15 protein-coding genes are annotated in these 18,813 nt (G+C 48.1%); 8 read left to right on the forward strand and 7 right to left on the reverse strand.

Annotation, left to right across the window (positions count from 1 at the left end; genetic code table 11):
* Window positions 1–75: 75 nt before the first annotated feature.
* From AC07ZE_RS09140 to AC07ZE_RS09165, 6 genes are read left to right on the forward strand one after another with little or no spacing between them, the layout of a single operon-like run.
* Entirely contained in the window at window positions 76–858 is a 783-nt protein-coding gene (locus AC07ZE_RS09140) for an ABC transporter permease (RefSeq protein ID WP_077046209.1), read from the forward strand.
* Entirely contained in the window at window positions 855–1,625 is a 771-nt protein-coding gene (locus tag AC07ZE_RS09145; RefSeq protein WP_207263542.1) for an ABC transporter ATP-binding protein, read from the forward strand. Before AC07ZE_RS09140 ends, AC07ZE_RS09145 begins: the two co-directional genes overlap by 4 nt.
* The gene (locus tag AC07ZE_RS09150; RefSeq protein WP_207263544.1) at window positions 1,615–3,900 is read left to right on the forward strand and encodes a glycosyltransferase family protein; all 2,286 of its coding nucleotides are present in this window, start codon (window positions 1,615–1,617) and stop codon (window positions 3,898–3,900) included. The genes AC07ZE_RS09145 and AC07ZE_RS09150 overlap by 11 nt, the downstream gene beginning before the upstream one ends.
* Window positions 3,891–5,543: a glycosyltransferase gene (locus AC07ZE_RS09155; protein WP_310650361.1), complete on the forward strand. Its 1,653-nt coding sequence runs from the start codon at window positions 3,891–3,893 to the stop codon at window positions 5,541–5,543. The genes AC07ZE_RS09150 and AC07ZE_RS09155 overlap by 10 nt, the downstream gene beginning before the upstream one ends.
* The gene (locus AC07ZE_RS09160; protein ID WP_207263546.1) at window positions 5,540–6,169 is read left to right on the forward strand and encodes an acetyltransferase; all 630 of its coding nucleotides are present in this window, start codon (window positions 5,540–5,542) and stop codon (window positions 6,167–6,169) included. The genes AC07ZE_RS09155 and AC07ZE_RS09160 overlap by 4 nt, the downstream gene beginning before the upstream one ends.
* Window positions 6,166–7,269: a glycosyltransferase family 4 protein gene (locus tag AC07ZE_RS09165; RefSeq protein ID WP_207263548.1), complete on the forward strand. Its 1,104-nt coding sequence runs from the start codon at window positions 6,166–6,168 to the stop codon at window positions 7,267–7,269. Before AC07ZE_RS09160 ends, AC07ZE_RS09165 begins: the two co-directional genes overlap by 4 nt.
* Window positions 7,270–7,572: 303 nt before the next feature.
* Here the strand turns inward: AC07ZE_RS09165 and AC07ZE_RS09170 are convergent, their stop codons facing one another.
* The 7 genes from AC07ZE_RS09170 to AC07ZE_RS09200 all read right to left on the reverse strand — a co-directional run bounded on the left by AC07ZE_RS09170 (window position 7,573) and on the right by AC07ZE_RS09200 (window position 16,402).
* A complete protein-coding gene (locus AC07ZE_RS09170) occupies window positions 7,573–8,724 on the reverse strand; it encodes an acyltransferase family protein (RefSeq protein WP_207263550.1) in 1,152 nt (383 codons plus the stop codon).
* A gap of 606 nt (window positions 8,725–9,330) precedes the next feature.
* Window positions 9,331–10,716, reverse strand: a complete 1,386-nt coding sequence (locus AC07ZE_RS09175) for a hypothetical protein (RefSeq protein ID WP_207263552.1) — start codon at window positions 10,714–10,716, stop codon at window positions 9,331–9,333.
* Between the two features lie 79 nt (window positions 10,717–10,795).
* Window positions 10,796–12,994 (reverse strand): hypothetical protein, encoded by a 2,199-nt coding sequence (locus AC07ZE_RS09180; protein WP_207263554.1) that lies wholly within the window; start codon window positions 12,992–12,994, stop codon window positions 10,796–10,798.
* Between the two features lie 7 nt (window positions 12,995–13,001).
* Window positions 13,002–13,415 carry a GtrA family protein gene (locus AC07ZE_RS09185; RefSeq protein ID WP_310650362.1) on the reverse strand — a complete coding sequence of 138 codons (414 nt, stop codon included), beginning with the start codon at window positions 13,413–13,415 and terminating at the stop codon, window positions 13,002–13,004.
* Window positions 13,415–14,368, reverse strand: coding sequence for a WxcM-like domain-containing protein (locus AC07ZE_RS09190; protein WP_207263557.1), 954 nt, complete (start codon window positions 14,366–14,368; stop codon window positions 13,415–13,417). The genes AC07ZE_RS09185 and AC07ZE_RS09190 overlap by 1 nt, the downstream gene beginning before the upstream one ends.
* The gene (locus AC07ZE_RS09195; RefSeq protein ID WP_207263559.1) at window positions 14,361–15,308 is read right to left on the reverse strand and encodes a glycosyltransferase family 2 protein; all 948 of its coding nucleotides are present in this window, start codon (window positions 15,306–15,308) and stop codon (window positions 14,361–14,363) included. Before AC07ZE_RS09195 ends, AC07ZE_RS09190 begins: the two co-directional genes overlap by 8 nt.
* Window positions 15,305–16,402, reverse strand: a complete 1,098-nt coding sequence (locus tag AC07ZE_RS09200) for a DegT/DnrJ/EryC1/StrS family aminotransferase (RefSeq protein ID WP_207263561.1) — start codon at window positions 16,400–16,402, stop codon at window positions 15,305–15,307. Before AC07ZE_RS09200 ends, AC07ZE_RS09195 begins: the two co-directional genes overlap by 4 nt.
* A gap of 318 nt (window positions 16,403–16,720) precedes the next feature.
* Here AC07ZE_RS09200 and AC07ZE_RS09205 point away from each other — a divergent pair, with 318 nt between their 5' ends.
* Both AC07ZE_RS09205 and AC07ZE_RS09210 read left to right on the forward strand, forming a co-directional pair.
* Entirely contained in the window at window positions 16,721–17,689 is a 969-nt protein-coding gene (locus AC07ZE_RS09205; protein ID WP_207263563.1) for a UDP-glucose 4-epimerase family protein, read from the forward strand.
* Entirely contained in the window at window positions 17,686–18,714 is a 1,029-nt protein-coding gene (locus tag AC07ZE_RS09210; protein ID WP_207263565.1) for an MraY family glycosyltransferase, read from the forward strand. The genes AC07ZE_RS09205 and AC07ZE_RS09210 overlap by 4 nt, the downstream gene beginning before the upstream one ends.
* Window positions 18,715–18,813: the final 99 nt, after the last annotated feature.

The raw sequence follows: 18,813 nt of genomic DNA on the forward strand, positions 1-18,813 counted from the left end.
CAGCCTCAATTCTCATAAAATTCAAAGAGGACAATTAATGTCCAGGCTTTCGAATTTAATTATTCAGGGGAAGTAATGTTTTCGTATTTTTCTCGCGTTTGGGCTGCCCGATATTTTTGGGTGCATCTGGCTTTAGCCGATTTGCGCTCCCGCTGGCGCAGATCGTTCATGGGGGTGACATGGTCAATTATCCAGCCCCTGGGTATGACGTTGCTCCTGACGCTGGTATTCAGCCGACTGTTCAATACTGATGTCCTGACCTACGCTCCCTATGTTCTCTCCGGCATTATCGTATGGGAGTTCATTTCCGCTAATACAATCGGCGGCTCATTGTCTTTCGTTCAAGCAGATGCCTACATTAAGCAATGTAATCATCCCTTGGCTATTTATACCCTGCGAACTGTACTCGGTAGTTCGATTGTGCTCATGCTCGCCAGTGTTTCCCTCTTTGTGTGGGTTGCGATCATGATGCCGCAGAATTTCGGATGGAGTTGGCTAGCGACTTTGACAATATTTCCTGTCGTCGCATTGATAGCATGGCCTGTGTCCACACTCCTATCCTATATCAGTACTCGCTTTCGTGATGTGCCCCATGCTCTTGGACTTGTGATGCAATCATTATGGTTCGTATCCCCCGTGTACTTTGAAGCGAAAATGTTTCAAAACGGCGGGCTCCACGCCTTGGTCGACTACAATCCGATTTACCACATTCTTCAGTTGTTCAGGGCGCCGCTGTTGCAGGGCGAATGGCCAACGCTTGCCAATTACACGTTTAGTTTGGGCACCGCTCTGTTCTTTGGGCTGATCACGATGTACGTGGGTTACAAAGCCGAGCGGAAGGTGATTTTTTACCTATGAGAACCAACAAAATCAATCAGATCAATGTCAAGAACGTCAATCTTCATTACGCATCTGCGGCTTATAAAGAGCGTTCACTGAAGTCATTGATGGCAAATATGTTCTCGAAAAAGCAGGCTACCCAGCATGTAGCCGATATTCACGCGCTCAAGAACATAAACGTTCAAATCGTCAGCGGCGAGAGGGTCGGGTTACTGGGGCACAATGGCGCAGGGAAAAGTACTTTCCTGAAGACTGTGGCCGGTTTGTACCCCATCTCCAGTGGCGAACTGGTGGTAGAGGGGCAGGTTCGTTCCTTGTTCGACTTGAGCCTGGGCTTCGAACCAGATGCGACGGGGCGTGAGAATATTCTCTATCGCGGCTTGTTGCTTGGTCTGTCCCCAAAATTCATGCGAGAGAAAATTGATGAAATAGTAGCCTTTGCCGATCTTGGCGAGTTCATCGACTATCCGATAAAGACCTACTCGGCCGGGATGCAAGTACGGCTGGCGTTTGCAATTTCAACCACTGTCGGTGGTGATATTTTGCTGTTGGACGAAGTGATCGGTGCGGGTGATGCAAATTTCATGGCGAAGGCCAAAGTGCGCATTACCAGCCTGATCGAGAAAGCTGAAATACTCGTGTTGGCGTCTCATGACTTTGGAGCCTTGCAATCCATTTGTACTCGTGGGTTGGTGTTCCACCATGGTGAACTGTTGTATGACGGTGAGATATCAAGCGCTATAGCTGAATACAAAAAAATAAATGGACTTGCTGATGCGAACTAAACCGTTTCGTGTTATGTGGTTGCTGAACCATGGATCTGCGAGAAAGTTCGAACTCCAGATGCTCAAAACCCTTGGGATTGCCGAGTTCTTTCTTCCAAAGTCATTTCCGCAGGAGATCGGCTTTCGTTCGGCAAGTATCGATTGGTCTGAAGACGCCAACCTTACGATTCCCGCTGGGGATCTTGCAATTTTGAATGAGCAGAATTGGTATGTGTCGCCTTCGAAAGAAGCTTGGGATATTGCCAATAAATATTTCGATGTTTGTTTTTTCATTTGTCATTCCAAAGGATTCATGAATGAAGTTTCTCGTTCATTCAGCGGTGCGGCCATTTGGCGTGCTTACGGATTGGACAAAACGTTAAGTTACACGGAAGTAGTTAAGGTGCTCACGCTGGGAACTCAGTCTGTCAAAAAACTGGGTCGACGCCTGTGGCTGGGGATTGCATACGAGCATCTTGCAGACTCAGAGGCCCTTTATCTGCAAAAGAGAAAGTCGTTTTTACCGCTGGGTCTTAATAATTGCGCTGTCAATGATGTCTGGAAGGGTAGCCAGAAACATATTTTTTTCGTATGTCCGGATATCGGTTTTAGTAGCTATTACAAAAAAGTCTATGAAGATTTTGTTTCGGATATGCAAGGGTTTCCGTACAAAATCGGCGGCTCCCAACCGATAGATGTGAGTGATCCAGATGTATTGGGCTTCGTGACTAATGAAGAGCATGAAAATAATATGAGAGAGTCTCGAGTGATGTTTTATCACTCAAGTGAGCCCAATCATATTCATTATCATCCGTACGAAGCCATTCGAGTTGGCATGCCCCTTATTTTCATGGGCGGGGGTATTCTCGATAGAATGGGCGGTTTGACGCTTCCTGGTCGATGTGAAACGGTCAAAGAAGCGAGGGAGAAGATCCGTCGTATCTTGAAGGATGACTGGAAGTTTATTGAGCAGGTACGCAGTAGCCAGGCGGTCATGCTCGAGCCCATGCGCGCAGAAAATTGTGAAGCCGCTTGGCGGAACAGTTTCAAAGAGATACTGGAAGAGTTGGAAATAAGTCGGTTGGAGCAAAGTGAAAGGCCAGCCAAGCGTAAAAAAATAGCGGTAGTAGTACCGGTCGAGTACAGGGGAGGGAGTCTTCGAGGCGCCCGGCTTCTGGCTGAGGCGTTGCATGCAGGGAGCCGTCAGTGGGGAGAAGATGTTGACGTAGTTCTCTTGCACTTGAGGTCTTCAATCGACTCTTCAGAAGATCCATCGGAAAAAGACGAAAGAATTCAACAGCGTTCTTTTCAGTGGAAATCCCTTGATGCACAGACAGCGCGCAGAGCGATGCGGTACGCCGGTCACGAAGGCTGGGAACCGGACTCCGGAAGGTATGTCGTTCCCGATGACGGTATAAAGCAGCTTTTGGATTGTGATGCCTGGATCGTGGTTTCTGATCGAGTGGTTGCGCCGTTGTTACCGGTACGACCATGCATTTTCATGATTTACGATTATCTTCAGCGTTATGAAAAAGTCCTGTCTCCTGCGGGTGACCAGAATTTCATAAGTGCGGTCAGAAGAGCGCAAAAGGTTCTGGTAACTACTGAGTTCACGAAGCAGGATGCGATTCAATATGCCGGAGTAGAGATCGGTCGCATAGCAAAAGTACCTATGTTGGCGCCCGAGTTCTCTAAAATTGACACAGATGTACTGGCACCTCCAGTTGAAGCTTATTTTTTGTGGGCTACTAATGCAGGGGCACATAAAAATCACGAGAATGCATTCAAGGCTCTTAAGTTTTACTACGAAAATCTGTCAGGACAGCTTGAGTGTCATGTGACAGGGGTTAATACGGTCAACTTGCTAGAGAGTGAGTTACCGCATCTGAAATTCCTTTCGGCTCTTGTTGGTTCGAGCGACAAGCTGAAGGCAAAAGTCAGATGGCTAGGTGAGCTTCCTGACTTTGAGTATCGCTGCGCCTTGGCGAGTGCGACTTTCGTATGGCACGCAGGGAAAATAGATAACGGCACATTCAGCGTTGTCGAGGCTGCTGGCCTCGGAGTGCCTGCGCTCAGTAGCAACTATCCCGCGATGCGTGAGATGGATGAGCAGTTTTCATTACAGTTGTCGTGGATGGATGCCGGCGACTACATGGAAATGGCTCATAAATTAAAAGAAATGGAGTTGACTTACTTATCCAAGAAGGCCCTGCTTCCATCGCCTGAGCTTTTGGCAAAACAAGGCGTTGAACAGTTGGCGGGTGAGTATTGGGGAGTCATACGAGAGTGTCTATAAAAAAATACGGTATTTACCTGGCTTACGCACCAGGTTTGGATCTGCGCCATGAAGGTCTGGGTCGCTATCTGGCCGCTTTTCTGAAGGGCGCAGGTCAGCGAGAGGATGTACGCTTTACACTTGTATGCCCGAGCTGGTCCAAAGAGGGGCTTGAGGATCTTTTTAAGAGCGAAGGTGTTCCAAAAGATTGTTTTGAAGTGGTTAGTCCCGCCAAAAAGCCAATGATTCTTGAGGTTTATGAGGCCTATGTCGCTCGAAAAAAGCGCAAGCGCAAACCAGGTATCTTCAAGCGATTGCTCAATGGTTTTACAAAGGCGCAAACAGCTGTTGCTGAATATGTAATGCATCGATTGGTGACTACCAATACGTACTCGGGACTTTCACTTCTTGTCCTCGAGGGTATTTTGCTAGCGTGTGTTGTTGGTCTGTTAAGTCCCATTCTCATCCTGGGTCTATTTATACAGGTCTTGATGAAGTTTGGGTTTGTTGCAAGAAGGTTGATGAGGCCTATCAGGCGCTATTCGTCTCGTGCTCAGGTTGCAGTGGACGAACCGAAAGACAATGCATTCATCTTTCGTCTTTACAAGATGATGGAGCGAATCGAGTCAGAGCGTATGCTTCAATTGATTGATGACCTGGTAGAAGTAAAAGCATGGTACAGCCCTACCGCTTTTTGGCCCGCATTCAATAAAATTGATCGCCCAAGGCTTATGTGTGTACCGGATGTGGTGCTTTCAGATTTTCCTGTTGGATTTTCAAATGTGGGAGGGGAACGCTTCTTCCAGACCTACGAGGAGGTTCGAAAATCAATCCAGACAGGTCAGCATTACGTCACCTACAGTAATGCAATCAAGTGGGATACATTGGTCGACCAATATTCAATACGCGCTTCTGATGTATCTGTGATTCATCATGCGCCTAATATGTTGAACCAGTGGGTGACTACGAGAGGATTTGTTGATCTGGAAGCTACATCGCTCCACTATGCCCAGACGCTGCTGGCCAGTGCAATGCGTAAATCTTCTAATAAGAACTATACAGTTGGATTCGCTAATACATCATTCAAGTTTTTGTTTTATGCCAGTCAATTCAGGCCTAATAAAAATCTGCTTGTCCTGTTGCAAACGTATGAGTTTCTTTTGCGGAAAAAATTTATCAGCCATAAACTGATATTGACGGGTGATCCGGAACGTTATCCGGCAGTCAAAAAATTTATTGAAGAACATAACCTGGAAAATGATGTTCTGTGTTTGCATGGCCTGACCGTGCAGGAGCTTGCGGCTTGCTACAAATTGGCCGATCTGGCAGTGAATCCCAGCCTGAGCGAAGGTGGATGTCCGTTCACTTTTACCGAGGCACTCTCGGTCGACACCCCGGTAGTCATGGCTCGCATCCCGGTTACCGAAGAGATACTCAATCAGCCAGAGCTTCAAGAAACGACATTTTTCGACCCCTATGACTGGGAAGACATGGCGCGCCGTATCGAATGGGCGCTTTCGCATCGAGATGAGCTTTTGTTGCTACAGAAAGACATCTATCAGCATTTGATTCAGCGAACCTGGACGGATGTTGTAAATGAGCACATAAAGGTGCTTGAAACTATTTCTGCGGGTGATGTTAGTCCTTCAGAGGCCGATATATGACTTCGATCACAGGGATGCTTATTCTGGGATTTGGTGGTCACGCCCGCAGCGTGGCCGATGTTGCGCTCGCCTCGGGGGTATCACAGCTGTGCTTTATCGACAACAATGCCAGACCGGGTGAGTCCTTTACTTCTTTTCCAGTCAAGTCGTCGATGGATTTTGAATTGCCCGCAGATTGGGTTGTTATTCCGGCTGCCGGAGATAACAAGAAACGAGTGGAGCAATGCGATTGGGCCATTCAGCAGGGGTGGCGATTGGGCACACTCATTGCCCCCAGTGCAACCGTGGGCATCGGGGCGCTGATCGGCGAAGGAAGTTTCATCGCTCATCATGCACATGTAGGGCCGATGGCTTCGGTGGGGCGCGGCTGCATTATCAATACTGGAGCTATCGTTGAGCATGAGTGCATCGTGGGCCAATTCAGCCACGTTTCCGTGGGCGCCGTCGTTGCCGGTCGGAGTCGTGTCGGCGACCGCTGTTTCCTGGGCGCCGGATCAACGGTAATCGACGGCCTTCAGATAACGGACGATGTCATGCTGGGAGCTGGCGCGTGTGCTCATCGTAATCTTGAGGTTGCCGGCACCTATGTGGGCGTACCTGCGAAGGTTCTCGGGGGCAAACGTTGAAAGTCCTGCACTTTTTCAAGACGTACTACCCCGACACCATGGGCGGGGTAGAGCAGGTCATCTTTCAGCTCGCTGAAGGCGGCATACAAAACGGAATAGAGTCTGAGGTTTTGTACCTCAGTCCTCGTGGCGCTATGCGTAACGAAAAGCTCGCAAACCATGTAACGCATCGTTCATATGAAAACTTTCAGTTTGCATCCACTGGATTCTCGATCGGAGCTTTCAAGGATTTCGCCGAGCTCGCAGAGCAAGCGGACATTATCCATTACCATTTTCCGTGGCCTTTCATGGATATGGTGCATTTCCTGACAAGGATCAAGAAGCCAACCGTTGTGACGTATCACTCGGATATCGTCAAACAGAAGTCCTTGCTCAAGCTCTACGGTCCACTACTGCATGCATTTCTTCGTAGTGTGGATGTGATTGTTGCTACTTCCCCTAACTACGTTGCAAGCAGTGATGTGCTGTCGAAATACAAAAGCAAGGTTAAGGTTGTTCCTATCGGCATAGATCGGAACACGTACCCTGAGGTGACAGGCACATCAATGGATCATTGGCGTGAAACGTTGGGAGAGAAGTTTTTTCTTTTTGTTGGTGCACTTCGTTATTACAAAGGGCTCGATTTTTTATTGGATGCTGCTCAGCAGACAAAGCTGCCTATTGTAATCATGGGTAAAGGGCCCATGGAAATGGAGCTAAAACAGAAGGCAAAGAACGCGAATCTGAATAATGTTTTTTTTGTCGGTGCCTTGCCTGATAACGATAAGGCAGCCCTGTTGAAGTTATGTTTTGCTTTGGTATTCCCCTCTCACTTAAGGTCTGAAGCCTTCGGTATTTCTTTGCTGGAAGGGGCGATGTATGGAAAGCCGCTAATTTCCTGTGAAATTGGTACGGGCACGACCTACATCAACATCGAAGGAGAAACCGGTTGCGTGGCACTTCCAGGAGACAGTGCGTCTCTCGCAGATGCAATGACGAAGTTGTGGGAGGACCCATTGAGAGCCGTAAAAATGGGAGAGAATGCTCTTATGCGTTATGAGGAGTATTTCAGGGCGGATGACATGGTCAAATCCTATAGTGAAATTTATCATTCACTATAGGAGTAATATGCGAGGCGCAGTAAGAGTTTATATGTAATAAATTTTTGCTCGCGCTATGCCGTATTTTATAACGGGCTAAAATCATGAGCGGTAGTTTTCTACCATAAAAACACTAGGCCACGTACAAGTACATGGTTATAGAAATAACCATCTGAAGACACGCACTAACAGCAGTACACTACTGCCGAAGGTGCCTTGGATCGCTAGATGGTTGAAGATTTGTTTCCCCTGTTCCCTGAAAATTTATTGTGTGGTTTTTAACTGCCACTAAAAAGTACAAGTTAAACTCGAATATTTTTTGAGTCATTGCTTGGTGTTTTCAGTTAATGAGTTTTTAGAAGCGAAAGTAGGCTGCGCATCGCGACCTCTCACCAATTTCATCAGCCACCACCTACATGGTTTTTCTACAGTTAAATGCATCCCGATCGACATGGTGATTATCAACCCCAAAAATAAAAACTCAAATACTATTCCGGTGAAAAATGATCTGTGGGTGTTCAATGCAAATAAAGGTAGTGCAATAATGTGTATTAAGTAAAAGGCGAACGAAGCCTCGCCTAATAAAACAACTGGTTTGATTGATAAAAGTCTGCTCAGAAAGCTTTCACTTGTTTTTGCTATTGCGAGTATAAGTAGGGCGAATAATCCGGCGTATGATGCATCCCAGCTGAATGAAGATAGATAGTTGGCCTTTGATGCCATCAGAGCAATTATGGAAATAATTGAGCTGTAGGCAGCGTAACTCCAATGTTTCTCATGATTTTTGTTTTGGTTGCTTCTGCAGAAATAAGCGGCAGCAAAAATTCCAAGAGTGAAATCCAGAATTCTCGTAAGCGGAAAGTTATACAGCCAGCGATGTGCAGAATTGGGATCTGTAAAAGGTAAGTCGTGCCTTGGAGGTAACGCTAAGTATCCCGCCAAAGATAGCTGGACGACAACGACGAGAAGGGCCGCTGCTGCCATTTTAACGCTAGGTCGGAGAATGCCTATGCGCTTGAATAAGGGAATTAGAACTGGGAAACATAGATATAAAAAAGCCTCTACGCTAATACTCCAGGCAGGGCTATTAAGGCCTCCTATTACGCTAGCGTCTGGGTGCCAAGCTTGCGCGGCAAAAAGATAAATTGTTAGCGGGGAGACTGCATCTTTTTGTAACCAAACAAAAAGCATGGTCAAGATATATAGCGGATAAACTCTGCTGAATCTCGCCCAGAGGTACATAGGGGTATTATGTAAAGGTTTTGATTCGAATTTGTCTATATAGTTGTAGGTAATGATAAAGCCAGATAATACAAAAAAGAAAGTAACTCCGGCATACCCAGAAGCCATGATTCTCTCTGGGAAGCTACCAAGCCCAATTAAGGGATAATGAGAAAAGAACACCATCAACGCAGCAATGAATCTCAGTCCAGTAAGCGCTGAGATCGTCTCGAATCTCTCGTTTCGCGTCGACATCCTAGCCTCCTAAATCGCAGTATTTTACAGAAATTTGTTGTGAAAGGTAATCTGACGCAATCGATCGTTGACCCAATATGCTTCGAGTATTTTTCCCAGAAAAATGACTAGGCGCTCTATTGTGCAGTTGGCAGTCGCAATACTCATGCCTTTGAAAAAGTTGGCCAAAATTTTGCCAAGAGCAATGATGGTGTGGATATCTTCTTTGTAGATCGGGATTTTTCTGAATTGTCAATAAAATAGACACAGCATTGACATGCGAGTAGGTGAGGTGATTGTGAACTTCGTTAGAGTTCAGGGTTGCCATTGCCTTGCTATCAAATCTATTCTAGATAGAAGTCATTGCGAAGGCTACATGGAAGTGATAGCGGTTCGAAGTATTAAGTCTTCAAGTCAGTATTTTCTAAGAGTAAAAACCAAGTAAGTATAATTGGATTGCCTCGTTTGGATTGTTTGAATTATTTGAGTTACTTGGTTGCTTGGTTGCTTGGTGCGTTTAAGTTGTAGGTTAGCTGCCTTCTTCTATGGCCATCAGGTGGCCATAGAAGATTCCATGAAAAACTCTATTGTTCACGATGACTACAATGCGTCAGACGCAATTATAGATTAAGGCAGGCTATACGATACACAAGCCATGGCTGCGGTGGTTACAGACAGAAACGAAGCAGCGAGCAACGCATAACCGGCGAGAATTGGCAACCAATGCTTTTTTAGAAGATTAGAAAAGTCTGCCCATTCAAATTGAGTTGCGATCGCACCAAACAAAACCAGATAGAGAGGCATGAAGAATCGGGTTTCGACTGCTCCTGGAAGAATCGCCAGCACTGGGATAAGCAGAGGGGCGAGATAAGCGACTTCAATCCATCCAGGTTTCTTTCTTGTACAAAAAATCAGTGCCCCAAAAAAGAACAAGCTGTAGCAGAGAAACGCTATCACACTTTTATTGGTCGAAGACTTCGTCACGTAAACCAACCCGTCGCGAACATCTATGCCATTAATAAAGTGTCTTCCGTAGATGCCAAGAAATTGGATCGGGTGTTTCGCAACCATCGAGATGTAACCGCCAATAGTTGGATCGTCTGTGAATAGCGATTCATCAAGTGAGCGCAACGCAATTCCGGCGGGATCCCTATAGTAGAGGCTAGGTGCAGGCGTGTCTCCACCATTATAGGTTTCGTAGCGTTGTATCGTCACTCCCCAATACAACTGTGTCGCCATCAAGGATTTGCCTTTGACGGTAGCGAACACCAACGGTGTAGCGACGTCATGAATTCGTTTGTTTATGGACATTTGCGGCAGAGCTACAACAAAAGCCCCTAAAATAAAAGCGACCATCCCAAGCCCACGAGAACTCCATGATTTGCTACGCAGGAAGACAAAAGGAATGAAAAACAGCAGCGCAAGGAAGGCGAAAAGGTAGATGGTGCGGATGTTGTACGCTGCGCTAGCAGCTGCGCCGGAAAAAACCAGGAACGCTAGCCAGTACTTTCGTTTTGCACAGTCTGCGAATGCAATTGCAATAATCAGGGCTAATGCTGCGGGCATATCGGACAAAGGATAAAGGAATAACCCCGGGAATACTGCAATTACGAGCAATGCGAATACGATCCGGCGTATCACGGTAAGGCGACCACCGAAGCACTGCAGGAAAAAGTTTGCTATCGGGCCAGTTAAAAGGTATGCATAGATCGCAGAGGTGCTGACCCTAAAAATGATACGGTCTGTATCGTTAAAAGCATCGGTTAAGGCATGTATTGGAAAGAGCAAGTAGGCGTAGACGTAGCCTCTAACGATATCCGGGAAGTTTGCAATGAACGCAGGAGTGCTTAGATTCCAATAGGTTGTCGAGTCATAGGGATAGTCGACGATACCAAAAAATTGGTGAGTTATGAACAGCACCAAAAATACTGCGAAGAAGGAATAGAACTGTGGTTGGCTATTGAGCGACGAATAGAGAGTGGATTTACTCTCTAGTTTTGACAGCATTTCCATTGATTATCCTTTTCTTTGTTCTTAACTCGGGTGCTTACTGGGAGTAAATTCTGATGTTGCTATAACGATTATTGGTTTTTTAGGGGTGTTTTTTTATTTCAATCCAGTCTAATCTTCCTGCGAAGCCGTAGTAGTTTTCATCAACGTCACTCATGAAGGTAATGGTGTTGATCCCATCCCTGAGCTGATTTTTGACGAGCTCGGTTTCAAATTGATTGGCGTCGTTCCATTGGAGTGGAGTATCAACGCCGTTTATTTCAATTTTCATGCTGGCCTTTATTGAAGAATTGACGATTGGATCAAACTGCCCTTTTAAACGATAATGCGCTGATAAAGGTTTAAACTTAAAGTCGAGGTACGCTTTTTCATTGGTTTTCCAAGCAGTGGCGTTATGCTGGAATTTGCCAACAGTCCATTCAGCTTCGCGCCAACCAGAGCCTGCGATTGGCAATTCCATACTCCACCAGTTACCAAACCCCCAAAAGTAATGCTCGCTGAACTCTTCGTCAGTGAAACCAATCCAATGATTTTGATAGTCAGGCTTGTCGATAAAACCACGATAGATCGCGCCAGTGCGGCCCTGGTCATTGCGTAACATTTCCGCGCGGCTTGAATCTACCTCCGGAGTCCCGTCTGGATTGACAGTAATAGAGATGGTCTGAGATTTAGATAGCTTTTTGTCTTCCAACCTTTTGGTGGGTTCGAACCCTGGGCCACTTATAGAAGTCGGGTAGTGAAAGATCCAGTTATTGGTGGTCTCCTCACAGGTACCCTTTCGGCCAACACTGTCATTGTGCTGCCATTCACTGCCATCTTCGCGGCATACCTCCAGCGCGCTAAAAGGATGTCCGTAGATGTAGGTAAGAGTGGCCTGCAGGTTTTCGTTTAAAAACAACCATGTGTTATTGATTTGATTTGTCTTGTCGATGACGACCAGTGTTTTGTTATCGATTTTACCGTCAAAGTTTTCGACGATATTTTTTAGAATATTACGTTGCCTGTCCGATATTTTAATGTAATGGTGGAATTGATAGAGTTGGCTTGACAGTCCGATAAAAAAAATTAGAGCGACGCACAGGCCTGCCACATTTTTGCTGGCTTTGCTGATGGCAATCAGTACGGCGAGTGTTACGAATACGCCGCCAGGACTTGCGAACAGGAACGTGCGTTGGCTGATGGCTTGATGTGATGTCGATAGTAGAAAAGGCGCATACCCCACAATTACTAAAATGATTCCGGCAACAAATAGTCGGAACGAAACTATTGCGGAGACCTTAATTTCGGCGGGCTTCGTTTTTTTGTCACCGAATAGCAATATAAAGAGGGTTGTAAATATTACAGCGGTCACACTTGCGATGTACCAGTAAGTGCTGAATTCCGTTGCAGTTATTCGTGTTGCATCATACCAACCCCCAAAGGTCGTTCTCAGTAAGCCTATCGAGAATAAATTGGGAAGGGAGTGCATGAGCGTTGTGATAACGCTGGTGCTCCCAGCGATTCCACTCTGATAGCTATTAACCAATGGCGCTGTGTGAATGACGTAGGCGATATAGGTAATTGCGCCCATCAGCCAGATAATGTGCTTCCATAGGTGTTGGCGAAACTGTGGAATAGCTGATCTAAAGTTTGATTTAATAAGTATCGCTATAAAAGGAACCGCTGTAAGCAATAATGATGCCTCATACATTGCGCAGGCAGCCAGCAATAGCACTGCGGATATGAAACTTAGTACATAGGGTAAGATTTTTGATTTTGCTTGCAGGGCAGCGATGAATATCGCGGTTCCCAGCAATACGCTACTAAGTGCCCAATTTATGTGAAGCGCTCTAAAGGATAATTGCATTGTATCGGCTGGGTATATGACGATTAGCAGTCCGGCGATAACTCCCCATTTCACTGAGCCGGTAACGTTACTTGTAATGTAGCTCAGGCTTGATCCTTTAACACACAAGGCGAGTGCAAGGAGCGCATTCCAGTAATTGAACGAGTAGGGGTCTAAATAGTAAGCGATGGCTTGCGGGAGGATTGTCAACGGTCGTAGCGCATGGGCGGCTAAGGGGCTAGAAGTGTCAGTCAAGAAAAAGAGTCCATTAGTCGTAAACGATCCTAACAAACCCCACTCCTCAATCAAGCCGATCAACGAAAACCCAAAGGGTAACCACAGTGCGAAGACCAAAATAGCAACGGGTAAGATTTGCGCTATCCAGAACTTCATTCCTACACAAGAGTGAGGGGGAGAAAATTTTTGAGGTGTTAGTTGCTCTGTCAGGTTTGTCATTTGGTCTCTACTGGTCCGTTCCTATCTTGGGCTGCTCTGTAGCTTTAAGTATTGTTTTGCTCAGCAAGTAAGTAACAGGCAGAAGCAGGACAATGATTAAAAGCGGGGCTATTTCTTTCGGTATTTCTAATTTCTCCACCATAAGGCCAAGCATCAAAGCGCCTAATGCATACTGGAGTAAATAAACTAAAGGATAAGCTATCAATCCTTTCCATGATTTTTTTACATTGAAGACGACGTGCGCATTAAACAAGTATGAGAAGATGATTCCGCTTGTGTATGAAATTACATAAGATTTTTGGTAGCTTATATATATATTCAGCAGTAAATAGATTCCATAAGTCAGGAGGGTGTTCAGACCCCCTCCTATCAGAAAGGTAACCCATTGACGTATATTTTCTTTTGAGACGGTAATGCCCACTAGTTTTTCGAACCTGTAATTTTCAAAAACTTAGAATAATCCCGAATGTAATCATCTGCATCATAGTAATCCGAAGTGAATACCAACAGGACTGCATCTTCGGAATACTTATACTGAATACCCCATGTTAAAGGCGGCAGATAAATACCTTTATTCGGCGCATCAAGCATTACCTCTGCACGGTTTTGACCATCATCAACCACTACGGCGCAACTGCCCTTCACACAAATCAAAAACTGATGGCAGTTATGATGAGCATGCTCACCGCGTGTTTTTTGACTGGGTACGTTAAACACCAGGAAGTAGCGTTTTGGAACAAAAGGTATTTCTTTTTCAAACTCGCCAACCGACAAATCACCTCGCATGTCGGTGATGTACTTGAAGTTGTGAAGGGTGACGTCACCCACGCCAACTCGCGTAATCCCTTCTTCCGCTACCGAATCAGCAAGGCGTTTTGGCTTATTGCTGTTTTCACTGGACTCGGTATTTTCTACGTAACCGGTAATGCGCGCCGGTGAGCCTGTGACGATCGCATACGGAGGCACGGACTTGGTGACCACCGCACCCGCTCCAACCATCGCTCCCATCCCGATGGTTACACCAGGAAGGATGACGGCTCCACCACCGATCGACGCCTTGTCTTGAATCGTCGTCGGCAGAAATTCCTCTGGATAAACCTTGGAACGGGGGAATTTGTCATTGGTGAACGTGACGTTAGGACCGACGAACACATCGTTGCCAATCCGTAAGCCGTCCCATACGTAAACACCGGATTTGATAGTAGTCCTGTCGCCGATAACGACATCGTTTTCAATCAGGCAATGGGAGCAGATGTTCGTATCTGCACCGATCACGGCATTGGGAAAGACGACAACATACTGCCAGACACGAGTGTTTTGACCGATGCTGGTGCTTTTCACATCTGCGCTGGGATGGATGGTCGGGTTAGACATGGTCAATTTGCTCCCTATTGTTCAATTGCAGACTCACGACAGCCAACGGTCGTTGTTTGGTGTTTTCATAGGCTCGCCAGGCATAGGTGCCGACAAGGCCCAGGCCGAGCAGATTCAAGGTGCCCAGGAGCAAGACCACGACCATGGTGGCGGCATAACCGGGTACCGCGATCGTGCCATGTATCCTGGCAATGATGACCAGCAGGCCTATAACCGCCGAGATCATTGACCCGATCGCCCCCATCTTGATCAACAAGCGAATCGGGTAATCGGTAAACGCGAAGACGCTGTCCATCATGTATTCCAGCTTCTTCTTGAAGGTCCACGCGGACTTGCCTTCCTGGCGAACCTGGCGATCGTAGTCCACGAACTTTCTGCGGAAACCCAGCCAGAAGATCAGTGCGATCAATGACGAGCGGGACTCTTCCAGTTTCAGCAGTTGCTCTTTGAAGGCGTTGTTGCAGCCGAAGATATCGACGCCACCTTTCGGCATGTCGTGCACGACCAGCTTTCTATACAGGCCCCAGAACATCGAGGAGGCCAATCGGCTGAACAGTGGGTCCTTGCGGGCATTGCGCGTGCCGATGGCCACGTCGCACTCATCGTTCGCCAATGCCTGGAAGAAGCTGATCAGCAGTTCCGGCGGCTCCTGCAGGTCGGCGGCCATAACGCCGAAGTATTCGCCGTTGGCTGCCATCAGGCCGGTACGGATGGCCGGGAATGAGCCGAAGTTGCGCGAATGGGCAATCAACTGTGCGGCAAACGGCAGGTTTGGCAGTTCTTTTTGAATCAACGCAAACGATGCATCCGGGCTGCCGTCAACGACAAACACCGCTTCCATCTTGTTGTTCAGGGTTTCATTGATTTCGCTGAGCGCCTGAAGCAAACGTGGAATGGATTCAGCGTTTTTGTAGACCGGGATGATGATCGAGTAGGTCATGCAACCCATCCATTTACCGCTTTGATGACCGCGCTGACTTCGGCGTCTTCCATTTCCGGGTAGCAAGGCAAGGTCAGAATTTCTTGGGCCAGGCGCTCGGTATTGGCCAGGTGGGCATCGGCATGGACATTCTTGAAGACGGGTTGTTGGTAGTCCGGAATCGGGTAGTGAACTTCCGAGGCGATTTGCAGGCCGCGCAGGTGCTGCTGCAGCGAGTCGCGTTTCGGGCTCTTGATGACATACAGGTGAGCAACCCAGGCATCGTTGTCGCCCTGCGGATGAACAAGGTCGGTCTGCTGGATTTCATTGCGATAACGCTCGGCGATTTGATGGCGTCGCGCATTGCCCTCGTCCAGATGCGGCAGGAACTCGGAGAGGATGGCGGCTTGCATTTCGTCCAGGCGACTGTTTCTGGCACCGGCCAGCTCCACGCAATATTTCGAGGACCAGCCGTACTGGCGCAATTGCGCAACCTGCTGGGCAATAGTGGCTGAGTTGGTAACCACGGCCCCACCGTCGCCCAGGGCGCCAAGATTCTTGGTCGGATAGAAGCTGAAACTCGCAGCGTCACCGAAGGTCCCCACACGCTTGCCGTGTACGCGGGCACCGTGGGCCTGCGCGCAATCTTCCAGCAGCGCAACCCCTTTGTCTGCGCAGAACGTGGCGATCTCCTGGATTTCCGGGATGGCCAAACCATACAGGTGGGTCACGACGACGGTTTTGGCGCCGGCATCAACGGCACGTTTGACTTCGGCAAGGGTTACTACTTGAGTGTCGAAGTCGACATCCATGAAGGCCGGTACGCAGCCAATGGCCAGCACGGATGTGGTGGTGTACATGCCGGCGTTGGCCACCGTCGCGACGATGTCGCCTTTCTCGACGCCCAGTGCCTTGAGTGCCAGTTCGATCGCATCGGTGCCATTGGCGACGGTGATGCAGTGAGCGGCACCGAGGTATTCGGCAAACGATGCTTCAAAACGCTTGACCTCTGGACCCAGGACCACCCAGCCGCTGGACACCACGCGCTGAATGGAGGCATCAATCTGATCCCGGAATTTTGCAATTTTCGCGTTGAGGTTGTTGATTTGTTGCATCGATAGGCTCCCTTCGAGGCGTAATCCGCTGAATATGGTGTATTACCTTGACTCGAAATGTTCCGGTCACCGGGTCAGGCAAGGTGCCCCAGGTTATTCCAGGCGAGCTTTCAGTAAAAATAACGTTGGATTCTATCTTCCCCGGGGCCTTACTCCAACAGCTCTGATGGCAAATCGTCCCGATAGAAGGGGAGGACGCGTCGGCAGCAATGGATTCGGGGGCTTGAGTGGGCAAGGGGAAAGCAACATCACCACTCAAAACCAAGGCCTTTCGTGATAGATTAATCTTTTGCTATCTATTTTCTGAATCGGTTTGAAATGTCGAAAAGAATACTGGTGACCGGAGGGACGGGGTTTCTTGGGCGTGCCTTGATACAACGTTTTTGCGCTTTACCCGATACATCGGTTGTGGCCCCGCTAAGAAATATCAATAGCGGGTTACCCGATTCAGTAGAAAAGACTTATATATCCAATATTGATGAAACTACCGACTGGAGTACATCACTGGCCGGTGTCGATACAGTTGTGCATGCAGCGGCACGGGTGCATGTCATGCACGAAAGCGCGGAGCAATCGCTCGAAAAATTTCGCACCGTCAATGTCAAAGGCACGCTTCAGCTTGCCAATCAAGCTGTCGCGGCCGGGGTAAAAAGATTTATTTTTATCAGTTCCATTAAAGTCAACGGGGAAACTACCCCGTTCGGACGGCCGTTTTTGGCAGATGACGCAGCGCTCCCTATGGATGCTTATGGGATTTCCAAATACGAAGCCGAACAACAGCTGCTGAAACTTGCAGAAAGTGGATTAATTGAAGTTGTCATTATCCGCCCGGTACTTATATACGGACCCGGTGTAGGCGCGAACTTTAGACAGATGATGCACTGGCTTTCAAAAGGTATTCCTCTGCCATTTGGCGCGGTGACCAATCAGCGAAGTCTTGTATCTTTGTCGAATGTCGTCGATCTTGTCGCTACCTGTGTTGATCACCCCCGTGCAGCGAATCAGGTCTTCCTGGTCAGCGACGGTGAAGATGTTTCAACGACCGAGTTGATGCGGCGCCTTGTCGTTGCTCTGGGGGCGAAAACCTGGTTGCTGCCCATTCCCGGAGCACTATTGGTTTCTCTGGCCAGTTTGTTGGGGCGTGGTGCGGTAGCTCAACGACTATTCGGTTCGTTACAGGTCGATATCAGGAAAAACCATGACTTACTGGGGTGGCGACCGCCCTGCAGCATGGATGACGGATTGAAATCAACGGCGGCGCATTTTCTGGAGTCTCGCAAACAATGAGTTACGGGTGGTTCATTCCGGTGGCTTTTGGTGTTTCCTTTTTGCTCACGGCAGCATTACGCAGGTATGCAATATCTCGGAGCCTGATCGATATTCCCAACGCCCGTAGCTCTCATACAGTTGCAACACCACGCGGTGGTGGAGTTGCAATTGTCGTGGCGTTTGTCCTGTCGCTGGGAGGGCTGTATGCCACTGGGCAGATGTTCACTGCGGCTTTCATAGCGAATGCGGGCGCTGGTATCGCGATTGCACTGATCGGGTTCATGGACGACCACGGCCATATCGCCGCACGCTGGCGATTGCTGGGTCATTTCGCTGCTGCAATCTGGTTACTGGGCTGGATCGGTGGGTTGCCTCCAATAGAGCTGTTTGGTTCCTCCGTCGATCTGGGCTGGGTTGGTCATATGCTGGCAGCGTTTTATCTGGTGTGGCTGCTCAATCTCTACAATTTCATGGATGGCATAGATGGCATCGCCAGTGTCGAGGCCATTTGTGCCTGCCTTGGGGTTTGTTTGCTCTATTGGTTGTCCGACCTGGGCAACTTGATCTGGGGGCCGCTGCTACTCGCAGCGTCTGTGGCCGGTTTTTTGTACTGGAATTTCCCCCCCGCACGTATATTCATGGGGGACGCCGGGAGCGGGTTTCTCGGCATAATCCTTGGAGGGCTGTCCCTACAGGCCGCTTGGGTGAGTGAGCCGATGCTATGGGCATGGTTGATCTTGCTAGGCGTTTTTATTGTCGATGCGACTTTCACGCTGTTTCGTCGCTTGCTCAGAGGCGACAAAATCTATGAGGCGCATCGTAGTCATGCCTACCAGTTCGCTTCACGTCGCTTCGGCAAGCACTTGCCAGTGACTCTTGCGGTTGGTGTGATCAATCTTTTCTGGTTGCTGCCGATAGCTGTGGGCGTCACACAATTTGGACTGGACGGGGCGATGGGGGTGATAGTGGCATACGTACCGTTGATCGTGTTGGCCATAAAGTTCCGCGCCGGAGATCTGGAAGTTCCAGTGGCCAAGAACTAAGCAGTAACTAGTATGTCATTTAGGTTTAGAGTGACCGCGAAGCGCCCTTGAGACATCACAACGGCTAGGGGCCGCTGAAAGGAGTAATTGAGGTGTTTG

It is taken from the genome of Pseudomonas sp. GW101-3H06 (genome assembly GCF_059424605.1).

Excerpts from the sequence above, each read along its gene's own strand:
- AC07ZE_RS09160 (WP_207263546.1), top strand. The coding sequence starts at position 5,540 with ATGACTTCGATCACAGGGATGCTTATTCTGGGATTTGGTGGTCACGCC.
- AC07ZE_RS09195 (WP_207263559.1), bottom strand. The coding sequence starts at position 15,308 with ATGACCTACTCGATCATCATCCCGGTCTACAAAAACGCTGAATCCATT.
- AC07ZE_RS09190 (WP_207263557.1), bottom strand. The coding sequence starts at position 14,368 with ATGTCTAACCCGACCATCCATCCCAGCGCAGATGTGAAAAGCACCAGC.
- AC07ZE_RS09205 (WP_207263563.1), top strand. The coding sequence starts at position 16,721 with ATGTCGAAAAGAATACTGGTGACCGGAGGGACGGGGTTTCTTGGGCGT.
- AC07ZE_RS09200 (WP_207263561.1), bottom strand. The coding sequence starts at position 16,402 with ATGCAACAAATCAACAACCTCAACGCGAAAATTGCAAAATTCCGGGAT.
- AC07ZE_RS09170 (WP_207263550.1), bottom strand. The coding sequence starts at position 8,724 with ATGTCGACGCGAAACGAGAGATTCGAGACGATCTCAGCGCTTACTGGA.
- AC07ZE_RS09150 (WP_207263544.1), top strand. The coding sequence starts at position 1,615 with ATGCGAACTAAACCGTTTCGTGTTATGTGGTTGCTGAACCATGGATCT.
- AC07ZE_RS09180 (WP_207263554.1), bottom strand. The coding sequence starts at position 12,994 with ATGACAAACCTGACAGAGCAACTAACACCTCAAAAATTTTCTCCCCCT.
- AC07ZE_RS09175 (WP_207263552.1), bottom strand. The coding sequence starts at position 10,716 with ATGGAAATGCTGTCAAAACTAGAGAGTAAATCCACTCTCTATTCGTCG.
- AC07ZE_RS09140 (WP_077046209.1), top strand. The coding sequence starts at position 76 with ATGTTTTCGTATTTTTCTCGCGTTTGGGCTGCCCGATATTTTTGGGTG.
- AC07ZE_RS09210 (WP_207263565.1), top strand. The coding sequence starts at position 17,686 with ATGAGTTACGGGTGGTTCATTCCGGTGGCTTTTGGTGTTTCCTTTTTG.
- AC07ZE_RS09145 (WP_207263542.1), top strand. The coding sequence starts at position 855 with ATGAGAACCAACAAAATCAATCAGATCAATGTCAAGAACGTCAATCTT.